The organism is Pyxidicoccus xibeiensis (assembly GCF_024198175.1).
In the GTDB taxonomy this organism is placed as follows: domain Bacteria; phylum Myxococcota; class Myxococcia; order Myxococcales; family Myxococcaceae; genus Myxococcus; species Myxococcus xibeiensis.
This window is the reverse complement of the sequence record NZ_JAJVKV010000008.1, coordinates 205,795-220,564: the sequence shown is the minus strand read 5'-3', so window position 1 is coordinate 220,564 and position 14,770 is coordinate 205,795. Positions and strand designations below refer to the sequence as shown.

Annotated in this window: 12 protein-coding genes; 4 read left to right on the top strand and 8 right to left on the bottom strand. The window is 69.2% G+C overall.

Going from position 1 to position 14,770, the window contains the following annotated elements:
- Positions 1-25: 25 nt before the first annotated feature.
- On the top strand, positions 26-1,327 hold the full coding sequence (locus LXT23_RS32065) for a citrate synthase (protein WP_253984177.1): 1,302 nt from the start codon (positions 26-28) through the stop codon (positions 1,325-1,327).
- A 135-nt stretch (positions 1,328-1,462) separates the two neighbouring features.
- Here the strand turns inward: LXT23_RS32065 and LXT23_RS32060 are convergent, their stop codons facing one another.
- On the bottom strand, positions 1,463-3,280 hold the full coding sequence (locus LXT23_RS32060; protein WP_253984176.1) for an AMP-dependent synthetase/ligase: 1,818 nt from the start codon (positions 3,278-3,280) through the stop codon (positions 1,463-1,465).
- A gap of 83 nt (positions 3,281-3,363) precedes the next feature.
- On the opposite strand from LXT23_RS32060, the gene LXT23_RS32055 reads away from it, so the two are divergent.
- From LXT23_RS32055 to pyk, 3 genes are all read left to right on the top strand, one after another.
- Positions 3,364-3,744, top strand: a complete 381-nt coding sequence (locus LXT23_RS32055; protein WP_253984175.1) for a hypothetical protein — start codon at positions 3,364-3,366, stop codon at positions 3,742-3,744.
- Positions 3,745-3,872: 128 nt separating this feature from the next.
- Entirely contained in the window at positions 3,873-4,673 is an 801-nt protein-coding gene (locus tag LXT23_RS32050; RefSeq protein ID WP_253984174.1) for a bifunctional nuclease family protein, read from the top strand.
- A 213-nt stretch (positions 4,674-4,886) separates the two neighbouring features.
- The gene (gene pyk / locus LXT23_RS32045; RefSeq protein WP_253984173.1) at positions 4,887-6,287 is read left to right on the top strand and encodes a pyruvate kinase; all 1,401 of its coding nucleotides are present in this window, start codon (positions 4,887-4,889) and stop codon (positions 6,285-6,287) included.
- A 64-nt stretch (positions 6,288-6,351) separates the two neighbouring features.
- Here the strand turns inward: pyk and LXT23_RS32040 are convergent, their stop codons facing one another.
- From LXT23_RS32040 to LXT23_RS32010, 7 genes are all read right to left on the bottom strand, one after another.
- On the bottom strand, positions 6,352-7,017 hold the full coding sequence (locus LXT23_RS32040; protein ID WP_253984331.1) for a hypothetical protein: 666 nt from the start codon (positions 7,015-7,017) through the stop codon (positions 6,352-6,354).
- 16 nt (positions 7,018-7,033) lie between these two features.
- On the bottom strand, positions 7,034-8,158 hold the full coding sequence (gene carA / locus LXT23_RS32035) for a glutamine-hydrolyzing carbamoyl-phosphate synthase small subunit (RefSeq protein WP_253984172.1): 1,125 nt from the start codon (positions 8,156-8,158) through the stop codon (positions 7,034-7,036).
- Positions 8,158-9,468: a dihydroorotase gene (locus LXT23_RS32030; RefSeq protein WP_253984171.1), complete on the bottom strand. Its 1,311-nt coding sequence runs from the start codon at positions 9,466-9,468 to the stop codon at positions 8,158-8,160. The genes carA and LXT23_RS32030 overlap by 1 nt, the downstream gene beginning before the upstream one ends.
- Entirely contained in the window at positions 9,465-10,358 is an 894-nt protein-coding gene (locus LXT23_RS32025) for an aspartate carbamoyltransferase catalytic subunit (RefSeq protein WP_253984170.1), read from the bottom strand. Before LXT23_RS32025 ends, LXT23_RS32030 begins: the two co-directional genes overlap by 4 nt.
- A 124-nt stretch (positions 10,359-10,482) precedes the next feature.
- Positions 10,483-11,736 (bottom strand): signal peptidase I, encoded by a 1,254-nt coding sequence (gene lepB, locus LXT23_RS32020; protein WP_253984169.1) that lies wholly within the window; start codon positions 11,734-11,736, stop codon positions 10,483-10,485.
- A gap of 3 nt (positions 11,737-11,739) precedes the next feature.
- Positions 11,740-13,551, bottom strand: a complete 1,812-nt coding sequence (lepA, locus tag LXT23_RS32015; protein WP_253984168.1) for a translation elongation factor 4 — start codon at positions 13,549-13,551, stop codon at positions 11,740-11,742.
- Between the two features lie 258 nt (positions 13,552-13,809).
- On the bottom strand, positions 13,810-14,754 hold the full coding sequence (locus LXT23_RS32010; protein WP_253984167.1) for an NAD-dependent epimerase/dehydratase family protein: 945 nt from the start codon (positions 14,752-14,754) through the stop codon (positions 13,810-13,812).
- Between the last annotated feature and the right edge of the window lie 16 nt (positions 14,755-14,770).

Below are 14,770 nucleotides of genomic sequence, written 5' to 3'. Positions count from 1 at the left end.
CTGCGCCCTGTGAAATCTGCGCCCCATGGCCAAGGACACGCTGACGATCACCGACAATCGGACCGGGAAGACGTACGAGGTCCCGATCGAGAACGGCTGTATTCGCACCAATGCTCTCCGCCAGATCAAAGCCAGCGAGGACGACTTTGGTTTGATGGGCTACGACCCGGCGTTCCTCAACACCGCCAACTGCAAGAGCGCCATCACCTTCATCGACGGCGACAAGGGCATCCTCGAGTACCGGGGCTACCCCATCGAGCAGCTCGCGGAGAAGTCGAGCTTCCTGGAGGTCGCATACCTGCTGCTCAACGGCGAGCTGCCCACGCCGAAGGAGCTGGAGCAGTTCATCCACCTCGTCACGCACCACACGTACGTGCACGAGAACGTGAAGTCCTTCATGGACGGGTTCCGCTACGACGCGCACCCCATGTCCATGCTCGGCTCCACCGTCGCCGCGCTCTCCGGCTTCTACCCGGACGCCCGGAACATCAAGGACGAGCGCAGCCGCCGCATCCAGATCACGCGGCTCATCGCGAAGATGCCCACCATCGCCGCGTTCTCCTACCGGCACAGCATGGGCCTGCCGTACATCTACCCGGACAACGACCTGTCCTACGTCGCCAACTTCCTGGCGATGATCAAGCGCATCGGCACCACCACCTACAAGGTGCACCCGGTGCTGGAGCGCGCGCTGGACGTGCTCTTCATCCTCCACGCGGACCACGAGCAGAACTGCTCCACCACGTCCGTGCGCACGGTGGGCTCGTCCGAGGTGGACCCGTACTCCGCCGTCACCGCCGGCATCGGCGCCCTCTTCGGCCCCCTGCACGGCGGCGCCAACGAGGCGGTGCTCCGCATGCTCCGGGAGATTGGCCACATCTCCAAGATTCCCGACTTCATCAAGTCGGTGAAGAGCGGCGAGGGTGAGAAGAAGCTGATGGGCTTCGGTCACCGCGTCTACAAGTCCTACGACCCGCGCGCCAAGGTCATCAAGCGCGTGGCGGACGAGGTCTTCGAGGTGACGGGCAAGAACCCGCTGCTCGACATCGCCCTGGAGCTGGAGCGCATCGCCCTCCAGGACGAGTACTTCGTGAAGCGGAAGCTGTACCCCAACGTCGACTTCTACTCGGGCCTCATCTACGAGGCGATGGGCTTCCAGGTGGAGATGTTCCCGGTGCTCTTCGCCATCCCCCGCACGGTGGGCTGGTGCGCGCAGTGGGAGGAGATGGTCAAGGACTCGGAGCAGAAGATTGCCCGTCCGCGCCAGGTGTACACGGGCTCCGCGCGCCGCGACTACGTCGCCATGGACAAGCGCGCCGCGAAGTAGTCCGCGCCTCCTGACGTCAGCAACGGCCATTCCCTGAAGCGCGAAGGGGCGAGGAACCGAAGAAGGTTCCCCGCCCCTTCTGCTTCTTGCGCCCCCCGAGGCTCCAGCGCCCCGGAGGCTCGCGGCCTCCGCGCCTCAGCCCGCGTGGGCCTCGCCCTTGGAGTCGGCGTAGAGGGCCTCGATGAGCGCGGCGTACTTCTGCTCCACGGCCTTGCGGCGCACGCTCAGCTTGGGCGTCAGCTCGCCGCCCTCCACGGAGAACTCCGTGGCCACCACGGCGAACTTCTTGATGGTCTCGAAGCGGGACAGCTTCGGGTTGACGTCGCGCTCCACCGCGTCCTGGAGCAGCTGGCGCAGGCGCCCGTCCTCGGCCAGCACGGCAGGGTCCGCGGGCCAGCCCTTCTCCTGGGCCAGGGCCTTGACCTTCTCGCCGTCCAACACCAGCAGGGCCACGAGGTAGTTGCGCCGCTCGCCCACCACCAGCGCGTTGCCCACGCCGGGCAGCGACTTGAGCAGCTCCTCGATGTTGCCGGGCGCCGTCTTCTTGCCACCGGACGTGACGATGATCTCCTTCTTGCGCCCGGTGATGCTGACGTAGCCCTCCGCGTCCAGCCGGCCCACGTCACCGGTGTGCAGCCACCCGTCCTCCAGCAGCTCCGCGGTGGCCTCCGGGTTCTTGTAGTAGCCCATGCAGACGTTGCCGCCGCGCATGAGGATTTCGCCGTCCTCCGCGATGCGCAGCTCCGTGCCCATCATCGCGCGGCCCACCGTGCCCAGGCGGGTGTGCTCCTCGGTGTTCACCGTGCCCGGGCCCGACACCTCCGTCATGCCCCACACCTCGTGGAGGACCATGTCGATGGAGGCGAAGAAGTCCAGCACGTCCCGGCCGATGGGCGCCGCCGCGGTGGCGAAGAACTCCACCCGGTCCATGCCGATGCGCGCCTTCAGCGGGGCGAACACCAGCTTCTGCGCCAGGCGGTACTGCGCCTCCAGCAGCACCGGCAGGCGCTCGTGGCGCATGGCACGCTCATGGCGCTCGGCGGCGACGCTCCGGGCCCAGGCCACCAGCTTGCGCTTCAGGGGCGGCTGCGAGTTCAGCCCCGCCTCCGCCTTCGCCTTGAACTTCTCCCACACGCGGGGCACGCCGAAGAAGAAGGTGGGGTGCACCTCCTTCAGGGTGTTGGGCATCGTGTCCACCGACTCCGCGAAGTAGACCTGGATGCCCTTCAGCAGCGGACCGTGCAGGGAGATGATCTGCTCCGCGATGTGGGACAGCGGCAGGTAGGACACCAGCGAGGACGGGTTGTGCCGGCCGAACTCCACCGAGTCGACGAGCTGCTTCGCCGTCCACGTCAGGTTGTGGTGGCTGAGCATCACCCCCTTGGGGTGGCCCGTCGTCCCGGACGTGTAGATGAGGGTGCCCATCGCCTCCGACTGGAGCGCGTTGACGCTGTCCCAGTAGGGCCCCTCGTCCACGCCGGTGCCGCGCGCCAGGACGTCCGCATACGTCAGCACGCCCTCCGGGAGGGGCGACGGGGCGTCCATGACGATGACGTGGCGCAGCTTGGGCAGCTTCGCGCGCAGGGCCAGGCCGGTGCGCAGGTGCTTCTCGTTCTCCACCACGAGGACGGTGGCCTCACAGTGGCCCAGGATGTACTCGAGCTGCTCCAGGGAGCTGGTGGTGTACAGGCCCACCGGCACCCCGCCCAGGGCGATGGTCGCCAGGGCAGCGACATGCCACTCCTCGCGGTTGAAGCTGAGGATGCCCACCGGCTGACCGGCCTCGAACCCCAGGGCGTGCAGTCCCAGGCCGAAGCGGCGGACCCGCTGGGCGTACTCGGACCACGAGGTGGGCACATAGGCGCCACCCCGGCGCGTCCACATGGCGGGCTGCTGATCCTGCTGTGTGGCCCGGTCATGGAGCGCGTGAACGACGGTCTTCGGAAGTTCCATGGCCGGAAGCTACCGGATGCCCGGAGGGGCCCGCCAGCCAAGGTGCGCGTATCCGACGTTGACAGGCGGTTGGAGGGCTTTGTATGCCGCGCCCGACCATGAGCATCGACTTCACCTGCCAGAAGTGCGAGGCGAGCTTCGAGCTGGACGCCCAGGATCTCATCGAGGGGACGGAGAAGCTCGTCTGTCCCCACTGCGACGCGAAGGCGCCCGCCAACCTGTCGGAGGACTTCGTCGCGGCGCTCACGGAGATGCGCGCGCAGATTGCCGCGCTCGACAAGAAGTTCGCCGTGTCCATGACGCTCGAGTCCGTGGACGTGGAGGACACCCTCGACGACGAGGAGGACGACGACGAGGACGAGGAGGAGTCCGAGGAGGATGACGACCTCGACGAGGACGAGGACGAGGACGTCGACGACGAGGAGGACTACGACGACGACGACGAGGACGATGACCGTCGTTGATGCCGTGAAGCACTGACTCCCACGCCCGCCCGCCTGCCCTCCGACCCGGAGGGCGGGCCTCCCGCGCGGGAAGGGCGGGCCCGGAGCCGTACCCTCCCGGGGGGGTACCGGGTGCGTAGCTTAGAGGTGTGAAAACGCCCAACCGCGCCGCCCTCTTCGTCGCCCCCTTGTCGGCTGTGTTCCTGGCGCTGGGAGGGCTGCTGCTCCTACCCGCGTTCGGGCCTTCATCCGGAGCCATCGCCGCCTCCGCCGTGACACCGGCGGTCGGTCAACCCTGCATCACCGCCAAGGGTGACGACCCCAAGGCCTGCGCCGAGCTCGTGGAGCTCGAGGTGCAGGACGTCGTCCCCCTGGTCGAAGCGCAGACGCACGCCGTCGTGCTCACCACCAAGGACCGCGCCATCGTCCTGCCCGTCTTCGTGGACGAGGCCTCGGCCGTCTCCATCGCCTTCCGGCTGGCCGACCGCGACCCGCCTCAGCCGCTCGCCCAGGACCTGCTGGACGACGTGGTGAAGCAGCTGGGCGGCAAGGTCACCGAGGTCCGCATCGACGACCTGCGCGACAACGTCTACTCCGGCCGCGTCTTCCTGGAGCAGGGCAAGCGCAAGATGACGCTGGACGCGCGCCCCTCGGACTCCATCGCCATGGCGCTCACCAGCCACGCGCGCATCCGCGTCACCCGCAAGGTGCTGACGATTGCCGGCATCAGCCGCGACGAAATCGAGGGCCTGCAGAAGGACGGCCCCGGCGTGGGCGGCAGCGGCAAGGGTGGCATGCTGGAGGAGGATGGCACTCCCCTGCCCCTGCCTGGCATGCCCGGTGCGCCGGACACGGGCGAGCCCCCCATCCAGATGGACACCGAGGGCCTGCCGCCCGGGCACCCGCTGCCCGCCCCGCCCAAGGGCACCGGCAAGGAGATCGAGCTGTAGCGTGCCGTCTCCCGCAGCCAGCCAGAAGACGCAAGAAAGCCCGGCCCCCCCTCCCAGGGAAGCCGGGCTTTCTCTTTGAAGCGACGACACCTTCAGACAAAAAGGTCGCGCGGTCGCCCCGGTGCGGTGGAGCGCCTTGCGTGAGGCGAAGGATTGTCCTGGGAGCGCGAGGCTGTCAAGCCGGGCCCCCAGCCGCCTAGGATGCGCGCGCATATGCGCAAGGCGAAGATCATCTGCACCCTGGGACCGGCGTCCGACTCACCTGAGATCCTCGAGGGCCTCATCCGCGCGGGGATGAACGTGGCGCGGCTCAACTTCTCCCACGGTACGCCCGACGAGCACCGCAGGCGGGTGGACACCCTGCGCAAGCTGGCGAAGCGCCTGGGCACTCCGGTGGCCATCCTCCAGGACGTCCAGGGCCCGAAGATCCGCCTGGGCAAGTTCGAAGGCGGGCAGCTCACCGTGAAGGCCGGCCAGAAGGTGACGGTGACGACGCGCGCGGTCATGGGCCAGGGCTCCATCATCCCCACGCCCATCAAGTCGCTGGTGAAGGACGTGTCGCGCGGGCACGACATCCTCCTGGACGACGGCCGGGTGCGCCTGCGGGTGCTGAAGGTGAACGGCCAGGACGTCACCTGCGAGGTGGAGATTGGCGGGGTGCTGAAGGACAAGAAGGGGCTGAACCTGCCGGGCTCGCCCATGTCCGTGCCCACCATCACCCGCAAGGACATCGTGGACCTGGCCTTCGGCCAGGAGCTGGGCGTGGACTACGTGGCGCTGTCCTTCGTGCGCTCCGCGGCCGACATCCACAAGGCGCGCGAGCACGTGAAGAAGCTCAAGACGCCCCTCATCGCCAAGATCGAGAAGCCCCAGGCGGTGGACGACCTGGAGTCCATCGCGAACGCGGCGGATGGCATCATGGTGGCGCGTGGCGACCTGGGAGTGGAGATGCCGCTGGAGCAGCTCCCGGCCATCCAGAAGCGCATGGTGCGCGTGGTGAACCGGATGGGCGGCCTGGTCATCGTCGCCACGGAGATGCTGGAGAGCATGGTGGCCAACCCGCGCCCCACGCGCGCCGAGGTATCGGACGTGGCCAACGCGATTCTCGACGGCGCGGACGCGGTGATGCTGTCGGGCGAGACGGCCGCGGGGCGCCACCCCATTGAAGCGGCGGCCACCATGGCGCGCATCGTGGAGGAGACGGAGCGCGGCGTGACGCGGCACCAGCACCACTCCCCCTTCGAGCGCTCGGAGGACCTGGGCACCGGCGTGGCGGCGGCGGCGGTGGCGGCGGCCACGCAGCTCAACATCGGCACCATCGTCGCGTACACGGAGAGCGGCCACACCGCGCGCCTCATCTCCGAGTTCCGGCCCAATGCCCGCATCGTCGCCCTGACGCCGAAGGCGGACACGGTGAACCGGATGGCGCTCTACTGGGGCGTGTCGGGCTACCAGGTGGCCCGGGTGAACAACACGGACGCCATGCTCCGGCAGGTGCGCAAGCTCTGCCAGACGGCGGGCATCTGCAAGGTGGGCACGCCCGTGGTGGTGGTGGCCGGCGTGCCGCTCAACGTGCCGGGCAACACCAACCTCATGAGCATCCACCGCATCTGAAGGCCCGGCCGCCCGGGCCCGCCAGGCAGCGCGGGCCGGGGCAACGGCGGAGCCGCAGGACGGCTCAGAGCACCTTCTGCTCGAAGTCGTAGAGCTTCTCCACGGGGAGCTGGCGGTAGCGCTCCACGTTGAGGGCGCGGCGGGCACACTCCCAGACGAGCTCGTTGGGGGTGCGCTCCGGCTCCTTCTTCTTGCGGCGCTTCACCTCGGCCTTGATGGGCTTCACCGCCACGCGGGGGTGGTAGCAGAAGGCCGAGGAGAAGAGCAGGTGCCCGCCGAAGGGGATGAGGCGGGCCTCGATGATGTCCCCGGTCTCCAGGCCGGCGATGTGACGGCGCTCCGTCACGTCGAAGTCCTTGCCAGAGTACAGCTCGCGCAGGCGGACCTCGCCCTTGCCCAGCTTGCGGACCTCGAAGAGGCCGTGGACCGTCTCCGTGAAGCTGCGGAAGGCGTTGGCCTCCTCGGGAGGGGCGTTGGCCAGGCGCTGCTCGTACAGCTCCGCGGCGGGCGTCTTGCCGGTGAGCGGCGAGACGCGGTCGTAGAGGTAGTAGTCGAGGAAGGACGCCATCCGCAGCTCGAAGAGCTTGTCGTCCTCGAACACCTCGCCGGTCAGGCGGAAGTAGTCGGCCTTGGCCTGCAGGAGGTCCTCCTTGCGGGGCTCCTGGCTGCCAAAGGAGATGAGCTGGTCGAGGTACGGCTGGTACGACAGCGGTGACAGCGGCGAGTCCATAGGGCGGTCTGCCATCCTACTCCGCCATCAGCTTCGCGAACCTGCCGAAGAGATAGCGCGCGTCATGCGGGCCCGGCGAGGCCTCGGGGTGGTACTGCACGCTGAAGGCCCGCGCGTCCGGGACGGCCAGGCCCTCCACCGTACCGTCATTGAGGTTGATGTGGGTGACGACGGCCTTGCCCTTGAGGCTGGCGTCGTCCACGGCGAAGCCGTGGTTCTGCGCGGTGATCTCCACCTTGCCCGTCGTCAGGTCCTTCACCGGCTGGTTGGCGCCGCGGTGGCCGAACTTCATCTTGTACGTCCGGCCGCCCAGGGCCAGGGCCATGATCTGGTGGCCCAGGCAGATACCGAACACGGGCACCTTGCCCAGCAGCGCCGCCACGGTGCGGTCCGCGCCCTTCACCGCCGCCGGGTCCCCGGGACCGTTGGCCAGGAAGACGCCGTGCGGCTTGCGCGCCAGCACCTCGTCTGCCGTGGTGTGCGAGGGCACCACCGTCACCCGGCAGCCCGCGTCCACCAGGAAGTGGAGCATCGACTTCTTCAGGCCGTAGTCATAGGCGACGACGTCGAAGCGGTGGCCCGTCTTCTCCAGCGGCTCGGCCACGCCGGTGAACACGTCCGGCGACGGCTCGGTGAAGGTGTACGGCTCCTTGGTGGAGACGCCGGTGGCCAGGTCCAGGCCCTCCATGCCGCGCGCGGTGCGGGCGCGCTCCACCAGGGCCGGGGCGGACAGGCCCTCGCTGGAGATGACGCCCATCTGCGCGCCGTGGGTGCGCAGGTGGCGCACCAGGCGGCGGGTGTCCAGGCCCTCGATGCCGGCGACGCCGTTGCGCTTGAGGTACGCGTCCAGCGTCTCCTTGGCGCGCCAGTTGGACGGCTGCTCGGTCAGGGCGCGCACCACCATGCCCACCGCGTGGACCCGGGAGCCCTCCTCGTCCTGCGGGGTGGCTCCGACGTTGCCCATCTCCGGGTACGCCATGGTGACGATCTGCCCGACGTACGAGGGATCCGTCAGGACCTCCTGGTAGCCGAACATGGACGTGTTGAAGACCACCTCGCCCACCGTCTCGCCGACCGCGCCAAAGGCCCGGCCCTCGAAGGTGGTGCCATCCGCCAGGGCGAGCACTGCCCGCTTCGTCATCACCGCGACTCCTTCTGGCCGACCTGGCCATTCTCGAACACCTTGCGGCCACCGACCCACGTCTGCACCACGCGCCCCTTCTGCTTCCTGCCGTGGAAGGGGGTATTCCGGCTGCGGGAATAGAACCGGTGGGCGTCCACCGTCCACTCCTCCTGCGGGTCCACCACCGTGACGTCCGCCGGGGCCCCGGGGGCCAGGTGACCGCCCGGCAGGCCGAACGCCTTGGCCGGCCCGTGCGTCAGCAGCTCCACGGCCCGCTTCGCCGTCAGCACGCCCGCGTGGACCAGCTCCAGCGTCAGCCCCAGGGCCGTCTCCAGCCCGACGATGCCGTTGATGCCCTTCTCGAACTCCACCAGCTTGTCCAGCACGCCGTGGGGCGCGTGGTCCGTGGCAATGGCCTCCACCGTGCCGTCCGCCACCGCCTCGCGCAGCGCCTCCACGTCCCGGTCCGAGCGCAGGGGCGGCGCCATCTTCGCGTGGGTGTCGTAGTCCCCCACCGCCCGGTCATCCAGGATGAGGTGGTGCGGCGTCACTTCCGACGTCACCCGCAGCCCCCGGCGCTTGGCCTCGCGGATGAGGCGCACGCTGCCCTCGCAGGACACGTGGGCCAGGTGCAGCCGGGCGCGCGTCTCCTCCAGCAGCACCAGATCGCGGGCCACCATGGCCACCTCCGCCGAGGCGGGGATGCCGCGCAGCCCCAGGCGCGTGGAGGTGGGGCCCTCGTGCATGGCGCCGCCGGAGGACAACGTCAGGTCCTCCTCGTGCACCATGATGGGGACGTCGAACTGGGTGGAGTACTGGAGCGCCCGGCGCATCAGCGCCGCGTTCATCACCGGGCGGCCGTCGTCGGTGATGGCCACGCAGCCGGCGGACACCAGCTCGCCCATCTCCGCCAGCTCCTCGCCCTTGAGGCCCTTGGTAATCGCCCCGGCGGGGTACACGTGGCAGAGGTTGGCGGCGCGGGCGCGCGACAGCACCAGCTCCGTCACCATGCCGCTGTCGTTGACCACCTTGGTGTTGGGCATGGCCACCACGGCGGTGAAGCCGCCGGCCACCGCGGCGCGGCAGCCGGTGAGGACGGTCTCCTTCCCCTCCTCGCCCGGCTCGCGCAGGTGCACGTGCAGGTCGATGAAGCCCGGCAGCACCCACTTGCCGGTGGCGTCCACCACCTCGGCGCTGGAGGGCACGGGCAGCAGGGCCTCGGACACCTCCACCACCTTGCCGTCGCGCACCAGCACGTCGCGGACGCCGTCCACCCCGTTGCGCGGGTCGATGACCCGCCCCCTCCGGAAGAGCACCGTGGAGCTCATGACGCGCACACCTCCAGGATGGCCCGCCGCACGGCCACGCCGTTGGACACCTGCTCCAGGATGACGCTGCGAGCCCCGTCCGCCACCGCCGGGGCAATCTCCACGCCGCGGTTGATGGGGCCGGGGTGCAGGACCAGCGCCTCCGGCTTCATCCGCTCCTCGCGGGCCGCGTTGAGGCCGAACAGCCGGGCGAACTCGCGGGTGGAGGGCAGGAAGTTCTCGCTCTGCCGCTCGGTCTGCAGGCGCAGGCACATCACCGCGTCCGCCCCGGGCAGCGCCGCGTCCAGGTTGTGCGTCACCTCCGCGCCCATCGCCTCCAGGCCCGGGGGAATCAGCGTGGGCGGGCCGCACATGACGACGCGGGCGCCCAGGGCCTTGAGGCACAGGAGGTTGGAACGGGCCACCCGGCTGTGCAGGATGTCGCCGACGATGACCACCGTGCGCCCGTCCAGCGAGCCCCAGCGCTGGCGCAGCGTGAAGGCGTCCAGCAGGGCCTGGGAGGGGTGCTCGTGGGTGCCGTCGCCGGCGTTGATGACGGCGCAGCGCACGTGCTTCGCCACCAGGTGCGGGGCGCCGGAGGACTTGTGGCGCATGACGATGGCCGCCACGCCCGTTGCCTCGATGTTGCGCGCGGTGTCCAGGAGCGTCTCGCCCTTGGACACGGAGGAGCCCGTCTGGGTCCAGTTCATCACGCTCGCGCCCAGGCCCTTGGCGGCCATGTGGAACGAGGTGCGCGTCCGGGTGGAGTCCTCGAAGAAGAGGTTCGCTACCACCCTTCCCCGAAGGACGTGGGTGGTGTCCGGCTTGCCGGGGAGGTGCGCCTGGGCTCTGTCGAGCAGTGACTCCAGCTCGTCCCGGCGCCAGCCTTCGATTCCGAGGAGGTGTCTCATGGCCGGGGGCGCCGCGTACCCCGGGCCGCACGGCGCGTCAAGCACCGTGCGTGGACTGGCAGGCCGGCCGGACCCCGGATGTGCTTCAGCGGCCACGCAGGCGGGCCGCTTCCCGGGGGGTGCGTCAGCGGACCGGCTCGAAGAAGCGGTCCACCCGCAGGCCGGTGCCGCCGAACAGGCCGTGCAGCAGGCCCTGGTAGCCCAGTGACAGCCACACCACCATGGCCTTTCCCTTGATGTGGCCGTAGGGCACGTACTCCGCCTTGCCATAGCCGTAGCCCAGGCCGTGGCGGCTGTCCGCGCTGTTGTCGCGGTTGTCGCCCATGACGAAGACGTGGTCCGCCGGCACCTCGTAGGGGCCCTCGTGCTGGGGCATGCGCGACAGCGTCTGCAGCGCCGCGTGCTTCACCCCGTCCAGGTCCTCGTCGAAGCGCGCTTCCTGCTGGTCATACCAGCGCCCGTCGTCGGTGATGTTGTGGACGGTGAAGTCGGCGGCGACGAGGTCGCGCTTCTGCGGCTTGCCGTTGATGTGGACCACGCCCTCGAAGATCTCCACCTTGTCGCCGGGCACGCCCACCACGCGCTTGATGTAGTCCTTGGACTCGTCCACCGGGTTGTTGAAGACGATGACGTCCCCGCGCGCCGGCGGCCGGACGATGACGAACGGCACCACGTTGGCCCAGGGGACGCGCACGCCGTAGATGAACTTGTTGACGAAGACCTGGTCGCCAATCTCCAGCGTGGGCAGCATGGAGCCGGACGGAATCCGGTACGGCTCCACGATGAAGGTGCGGATGACCAGGGCGATGAGCAGCGCCTTGCCGAACCCGCCGATGAAGTCCGCGGCGGACTGCTTGCGGAACGGCCCCAGGTGCTGCGCCGTCAGCGCCTCCAGCCCCTTCAGCTCCTCGCGCAGCCGCTCCGCGTTGCCCTCCACGGACGCGGACTCCACGCGCAGCGCCTGCTCGGCGATGCGCTCGGGGACGGGGTCGCCCAGCTTCGCCCGCACCTGCGGCTTCTGGAGGATGCGCTCGTTCTCCGACAGGAGCTCGTTCGCCTCGTGGCGCAGCGCCCGCAGCGCCTTCTCCTTCGGAGAGGCGTTGCGCCAGACGAGCAGCGCCACGAAGTAGGCCACCATCAGCAGCCCCAGCCCCTTCATGGCCGGCTGGGCCCAGGCGGCCGCCGCGGGCGCGAACTCGATGAGGACGGTGTAGGGCACGAAGGCCAGGCCGATGATGCACAGCGGGGCCCACAGGCTGGTGAGCAGCTCCCGCCACACCAGCAGACGCCGGGCGCGCAGCTGCTCCGGCGTACGGCGGGCGGCCATCGCCGCGGCGAGCTTCACGGGAGGGGTGGCTGAAGGGCTGACCGCGTTCATGGCCTACTGCTCCGACTTGAGGACCGCGAGGAAGGCTTCCTGCGGGATCTCCACCGTGCCCACCTGCTTCATGCGCTTCTTGCCCTCCTTCTGCTTCTCCAGGAGCTTGCGCTTGCGGCTGATGTCACCACCGTAGCACTTGGCGAGCACGTTCTTGCGCATGGCGGAGATGGTCTCTCGCGAGATGATCTTCCCGCCAATCGCCGCCTGGATGGCCACCTCGTACATCTGCTTCGGGATGACCTCCTTCAGCTTCTGGCACACCTCGCGGCCCCGCAGGTAGGCGCGCTCGCGGTGCACGATGACGCTCAGCGCGTCCACCGGGTCCCCGTTGATGAGGATGTCCAGGCGGGCCAGGTCGGACTCCGTGTACCCGGACAGCTCGTAGTCCAGGCTCGCGTACCCGCGCGACACGCTCTTGAGCTTGTCGAAGAAGTCGAACACCACCTCGGCGAGCGGCATCGAGTACGTCACCTGCACGCGCTGGCCGCTGCTGCCCAGGTACTTGATGTCCTTCTGCACCCCGCGCCGGTCCTGGCACAGCTTGAGGATGGCGCCCAGGTGGTCGTTGGGGACGTGGATGTGGCAGGTGAGGAGGGGCTCCTCGAACTTCTCGATGTTCTGCGTCGGCGGCAGCTTGGCCGGGTTGTCCACCAGCATCACGTCACCCTTGCTGGTGGTGATGCGGTACACCACGCTGGGCGCGGTGGTGATGAGGTTGAGGTTGTACTCGCGCTCCAGGCGCTCCTGGACGATCTCCATGTGGAGCAGGCCCAGGTAGCCGCAGCGGAAGCCGAAGCCCAGCGCGGTGGAGGACTCGGGCTCGTACGTGAAGGCGGAGTCGTTGAGCGTCAGCTTGGCCAGCGCGTCGCGCAGGTTCTCGTACTCGGCGGAGTCCACCGGGAAGATGCCGGAGAACACCATGGGCTTCACTTCCTTGAAGCCCGGGAACGGCGCGTCCGTGGGGCGGGCCTCCTCGGTGACGGTGTCGCCCACCTTGGCGTCCTGCAGCTCCTTCACGTTGGCGACGAGCACGCCCACCTCGCCGGCCATCAGCTGCTGCACCGGGCGGGAGAAGGGGCTGAACACGCCCAGCTCCTGCACCTCGAAGACCTTGTTGTTGCTGAACAGCTTGATCTTCTGCTTGAGCTTGAGGGTGCCTTCCAGCACGCGCACCAGCGTCACCACGCCCCGGTAGTTGTCGTACCAGGAGTCGAAGATGAGGGCCTTGAGGGGCGCGTCCGGCGAGCCGCTCGGGGGCGGCACGCGCGCCACCACGGACTCGAGGATGTCGTGGATGCCGATGCCCTCCTTCGCGGAGGCGGGCACGGCGATGGAGGCGTCGATGCCGATGACGTCTTCAATCTCCGCCCGGGTGCGCTCCACGTCCGCGCTGGGCAGGTCGATCTTGTTGATGACCGGGATGATCTCCAGGTCATGGTCCAACGCCATGTAGACGTTGGCCAGTGTCTGGGCCTCCACGCCCTGGGACGCGTCCACCACGAGCAGCGCGCCCTCGCACGCGGCCAGGCTGCGGCTCACCTCGTAGGCGAAGTCCACGTGTCCCGGCGTGTCGATGAGGTTGAGGACGTACTGCTGGCCGTCCTTCGCGGTGTAGTTCATCCGCACGGACTGGGCCTTGATGGTGATGCCCCGTTCGCGCTCGATGTCCATGTTGTCGAGGAACTGGGCCTGCGCCTCGCGCTTGCTCAGCGTCCCCGTCTTGTCGAGGAGGCGGTCGGCCAGCGTCGACTTTCCATGGTCGATATGGGCGATGATGCAGAAGTTGCGGATGTGCGCGTTTTCAGCCGGCATGTTCAGGGCGCTCGTCGGGAGAAGCGGGCGTGACTAACAGGGAACCGCGCGAAAATCCACGCACATGCGCCCGCACGACGAGCAACCCGCCAGGGGAGCCCGTTTGTTCCCCAGCCGCCACCAGCGCCCGGCAGGGGGCTCCCCCTCCCGGACCGCGCCCCTGACTCCCCGAACGCCCCGGCTCCGGCCAGGACAGCTGCTCCAACGCCCGGCTCCGCACAGGGGGTGGAGACCGCTGCCTCCACCCCGCCCTGACGCTCAGCCGTGGGCGCGGGCCGGCGCGTTGGCCTTCTCGCGGAAGAAGGCCACGGTGCGGCGCAGGCCCTCGCGGATGTCCGCGGTGGGCTCCCACCCGAGCACCTTCTTCGCCAGGGCGTTGTCGATGCAGGAGCGCAGCTGCTCGCCCGGCTTGCCCGGCGCGTGGGTGACGGCGGCGGTGGAGCCGGCGGCCTCGGCCAGCAGCGCGTACAGGCGGTTGATGTCCGTCTCCACGCCGGTGCCGATGTTGATGGCGCCCACGTAGTCCTTCTCGAAGGCGAGCCGGTTGGCGCGGGCCACGTCCGGGCCGTAGACGAAGTCACGCGTCTGCTTGCCCTCGCCGAAGATGGTGCAGCCCTGACCGGCGATCAGCCGCTGGCTGAAGATGGCCACCACGCCAGCCTCGCCATGCGGGTTCTGCCGGGGGCCGTACACGTTGGCGTACCGCAGGGCCACGTACGGCAGGCCGTACTGGGCCCGGTAGTAGCCCAGGTACAGCTCGCCGGCCGCCTTGGACACGCCGTACGGGGACACCGGCCGCGTCGGGTGCGACTCGGGCGCGGGAAACACGTCCTGCTCGCCGTAGATGGCGCCGCCGGTGGAGCTGAAGATGACCTTCTTCACCCCGGAGACACGCGCGGCCTCCAGGAGGTTGAGCATGCCGCGGATGTTCACGTCCGCGTCGAACCCCGGGTCATCCACGCTGCGGCGCACGTCCATCTGCGCCGCCAGGTGACAGAGCACCTGCGGCTTCTCGGACTTGATGAGCTCCGCGGCCTCCCGGCTCCGGATGTCGTGCACTGCCAGGCGGACGCGCGGGTCCAGGTTCTCCCGCTTGCCGCCGGACAGGTCGTCCAGGGCGATGACCTCGTGCCCGCTTCGCAGGAACTCGTCGCACACATGCGAGCCGATGAAGCCCGCGCCACCCGTCACCAGGACTTTCACGCTTCCTCCCGCCACC

Coding starts and splice junctions, on each gene's coding strand:
- lepB (WP_253984169.1), bottom strand. CDS start 11,736: ATGAACGCGGTCAGCCCTTCAGCCACCCCTCCCGTGAAGCTCGCCGCG.
- LXT23_RS32040 (WP_253984331.1), bottom strand. CDS start 7,017: ATGGACTCGCCGCTGTCACCGCTGTCGTACCAGCCGTACCTCGACCAG.
- LXT23_RS32060 (WP_253984176.1), bottom strand. CDS start 3,280: ATGGAACTTCCGAAGACCGTCGTTCACGCGCTCCATGACCGGGCCACA.
- LXT23_RS32025 (WP_253984170.1), bottom strand. CDS start 10,358: ATGAGACACCTCCTCGGAATCGAAGGCTGGCGCCGGGACGAGCTGGAG.
- LXT23_RS32030 (WP_253984171.1), bottom strand. CDS start 9,468: ATGAGCTCCACGGTGCTCTTCCGGAGGGGGCGGGTCATCGACCCGCGC.
- lepA (WP_253984168.1), bottom strand. CDS start 13,551: ATGCCGGCTGAAAACGCGCACATCCGCAACTTCTGCATCATCGCCCAT.
- carA (WP_253984172.1), bottom strand. CDS start 8,158: ATGACGAAGCGGGCAGTGCTCGCCCTGGCGGATGGCACCACCTTCGAG.
- LXT23_RS32065 (WP_253984177.1), top strand. CDS start 26: ATGGCCAAGGACACGCTGACGATCACCGACAATCGGACCGGGAAGACG.
- pyk (WP_253984173.1), top strand. CDS start 4,887: ATGCGCAAGGCGAAGATCATCTGCACCCTGGGACCGGCGTCCGACTCA.
- LXT23_RS32055 (WP_253984175.1), top strand. CDS start 3,364: ATGCCGCGCCCGACCATGAGCATCGACTTCACCTGCCAGAAGTGCGAG.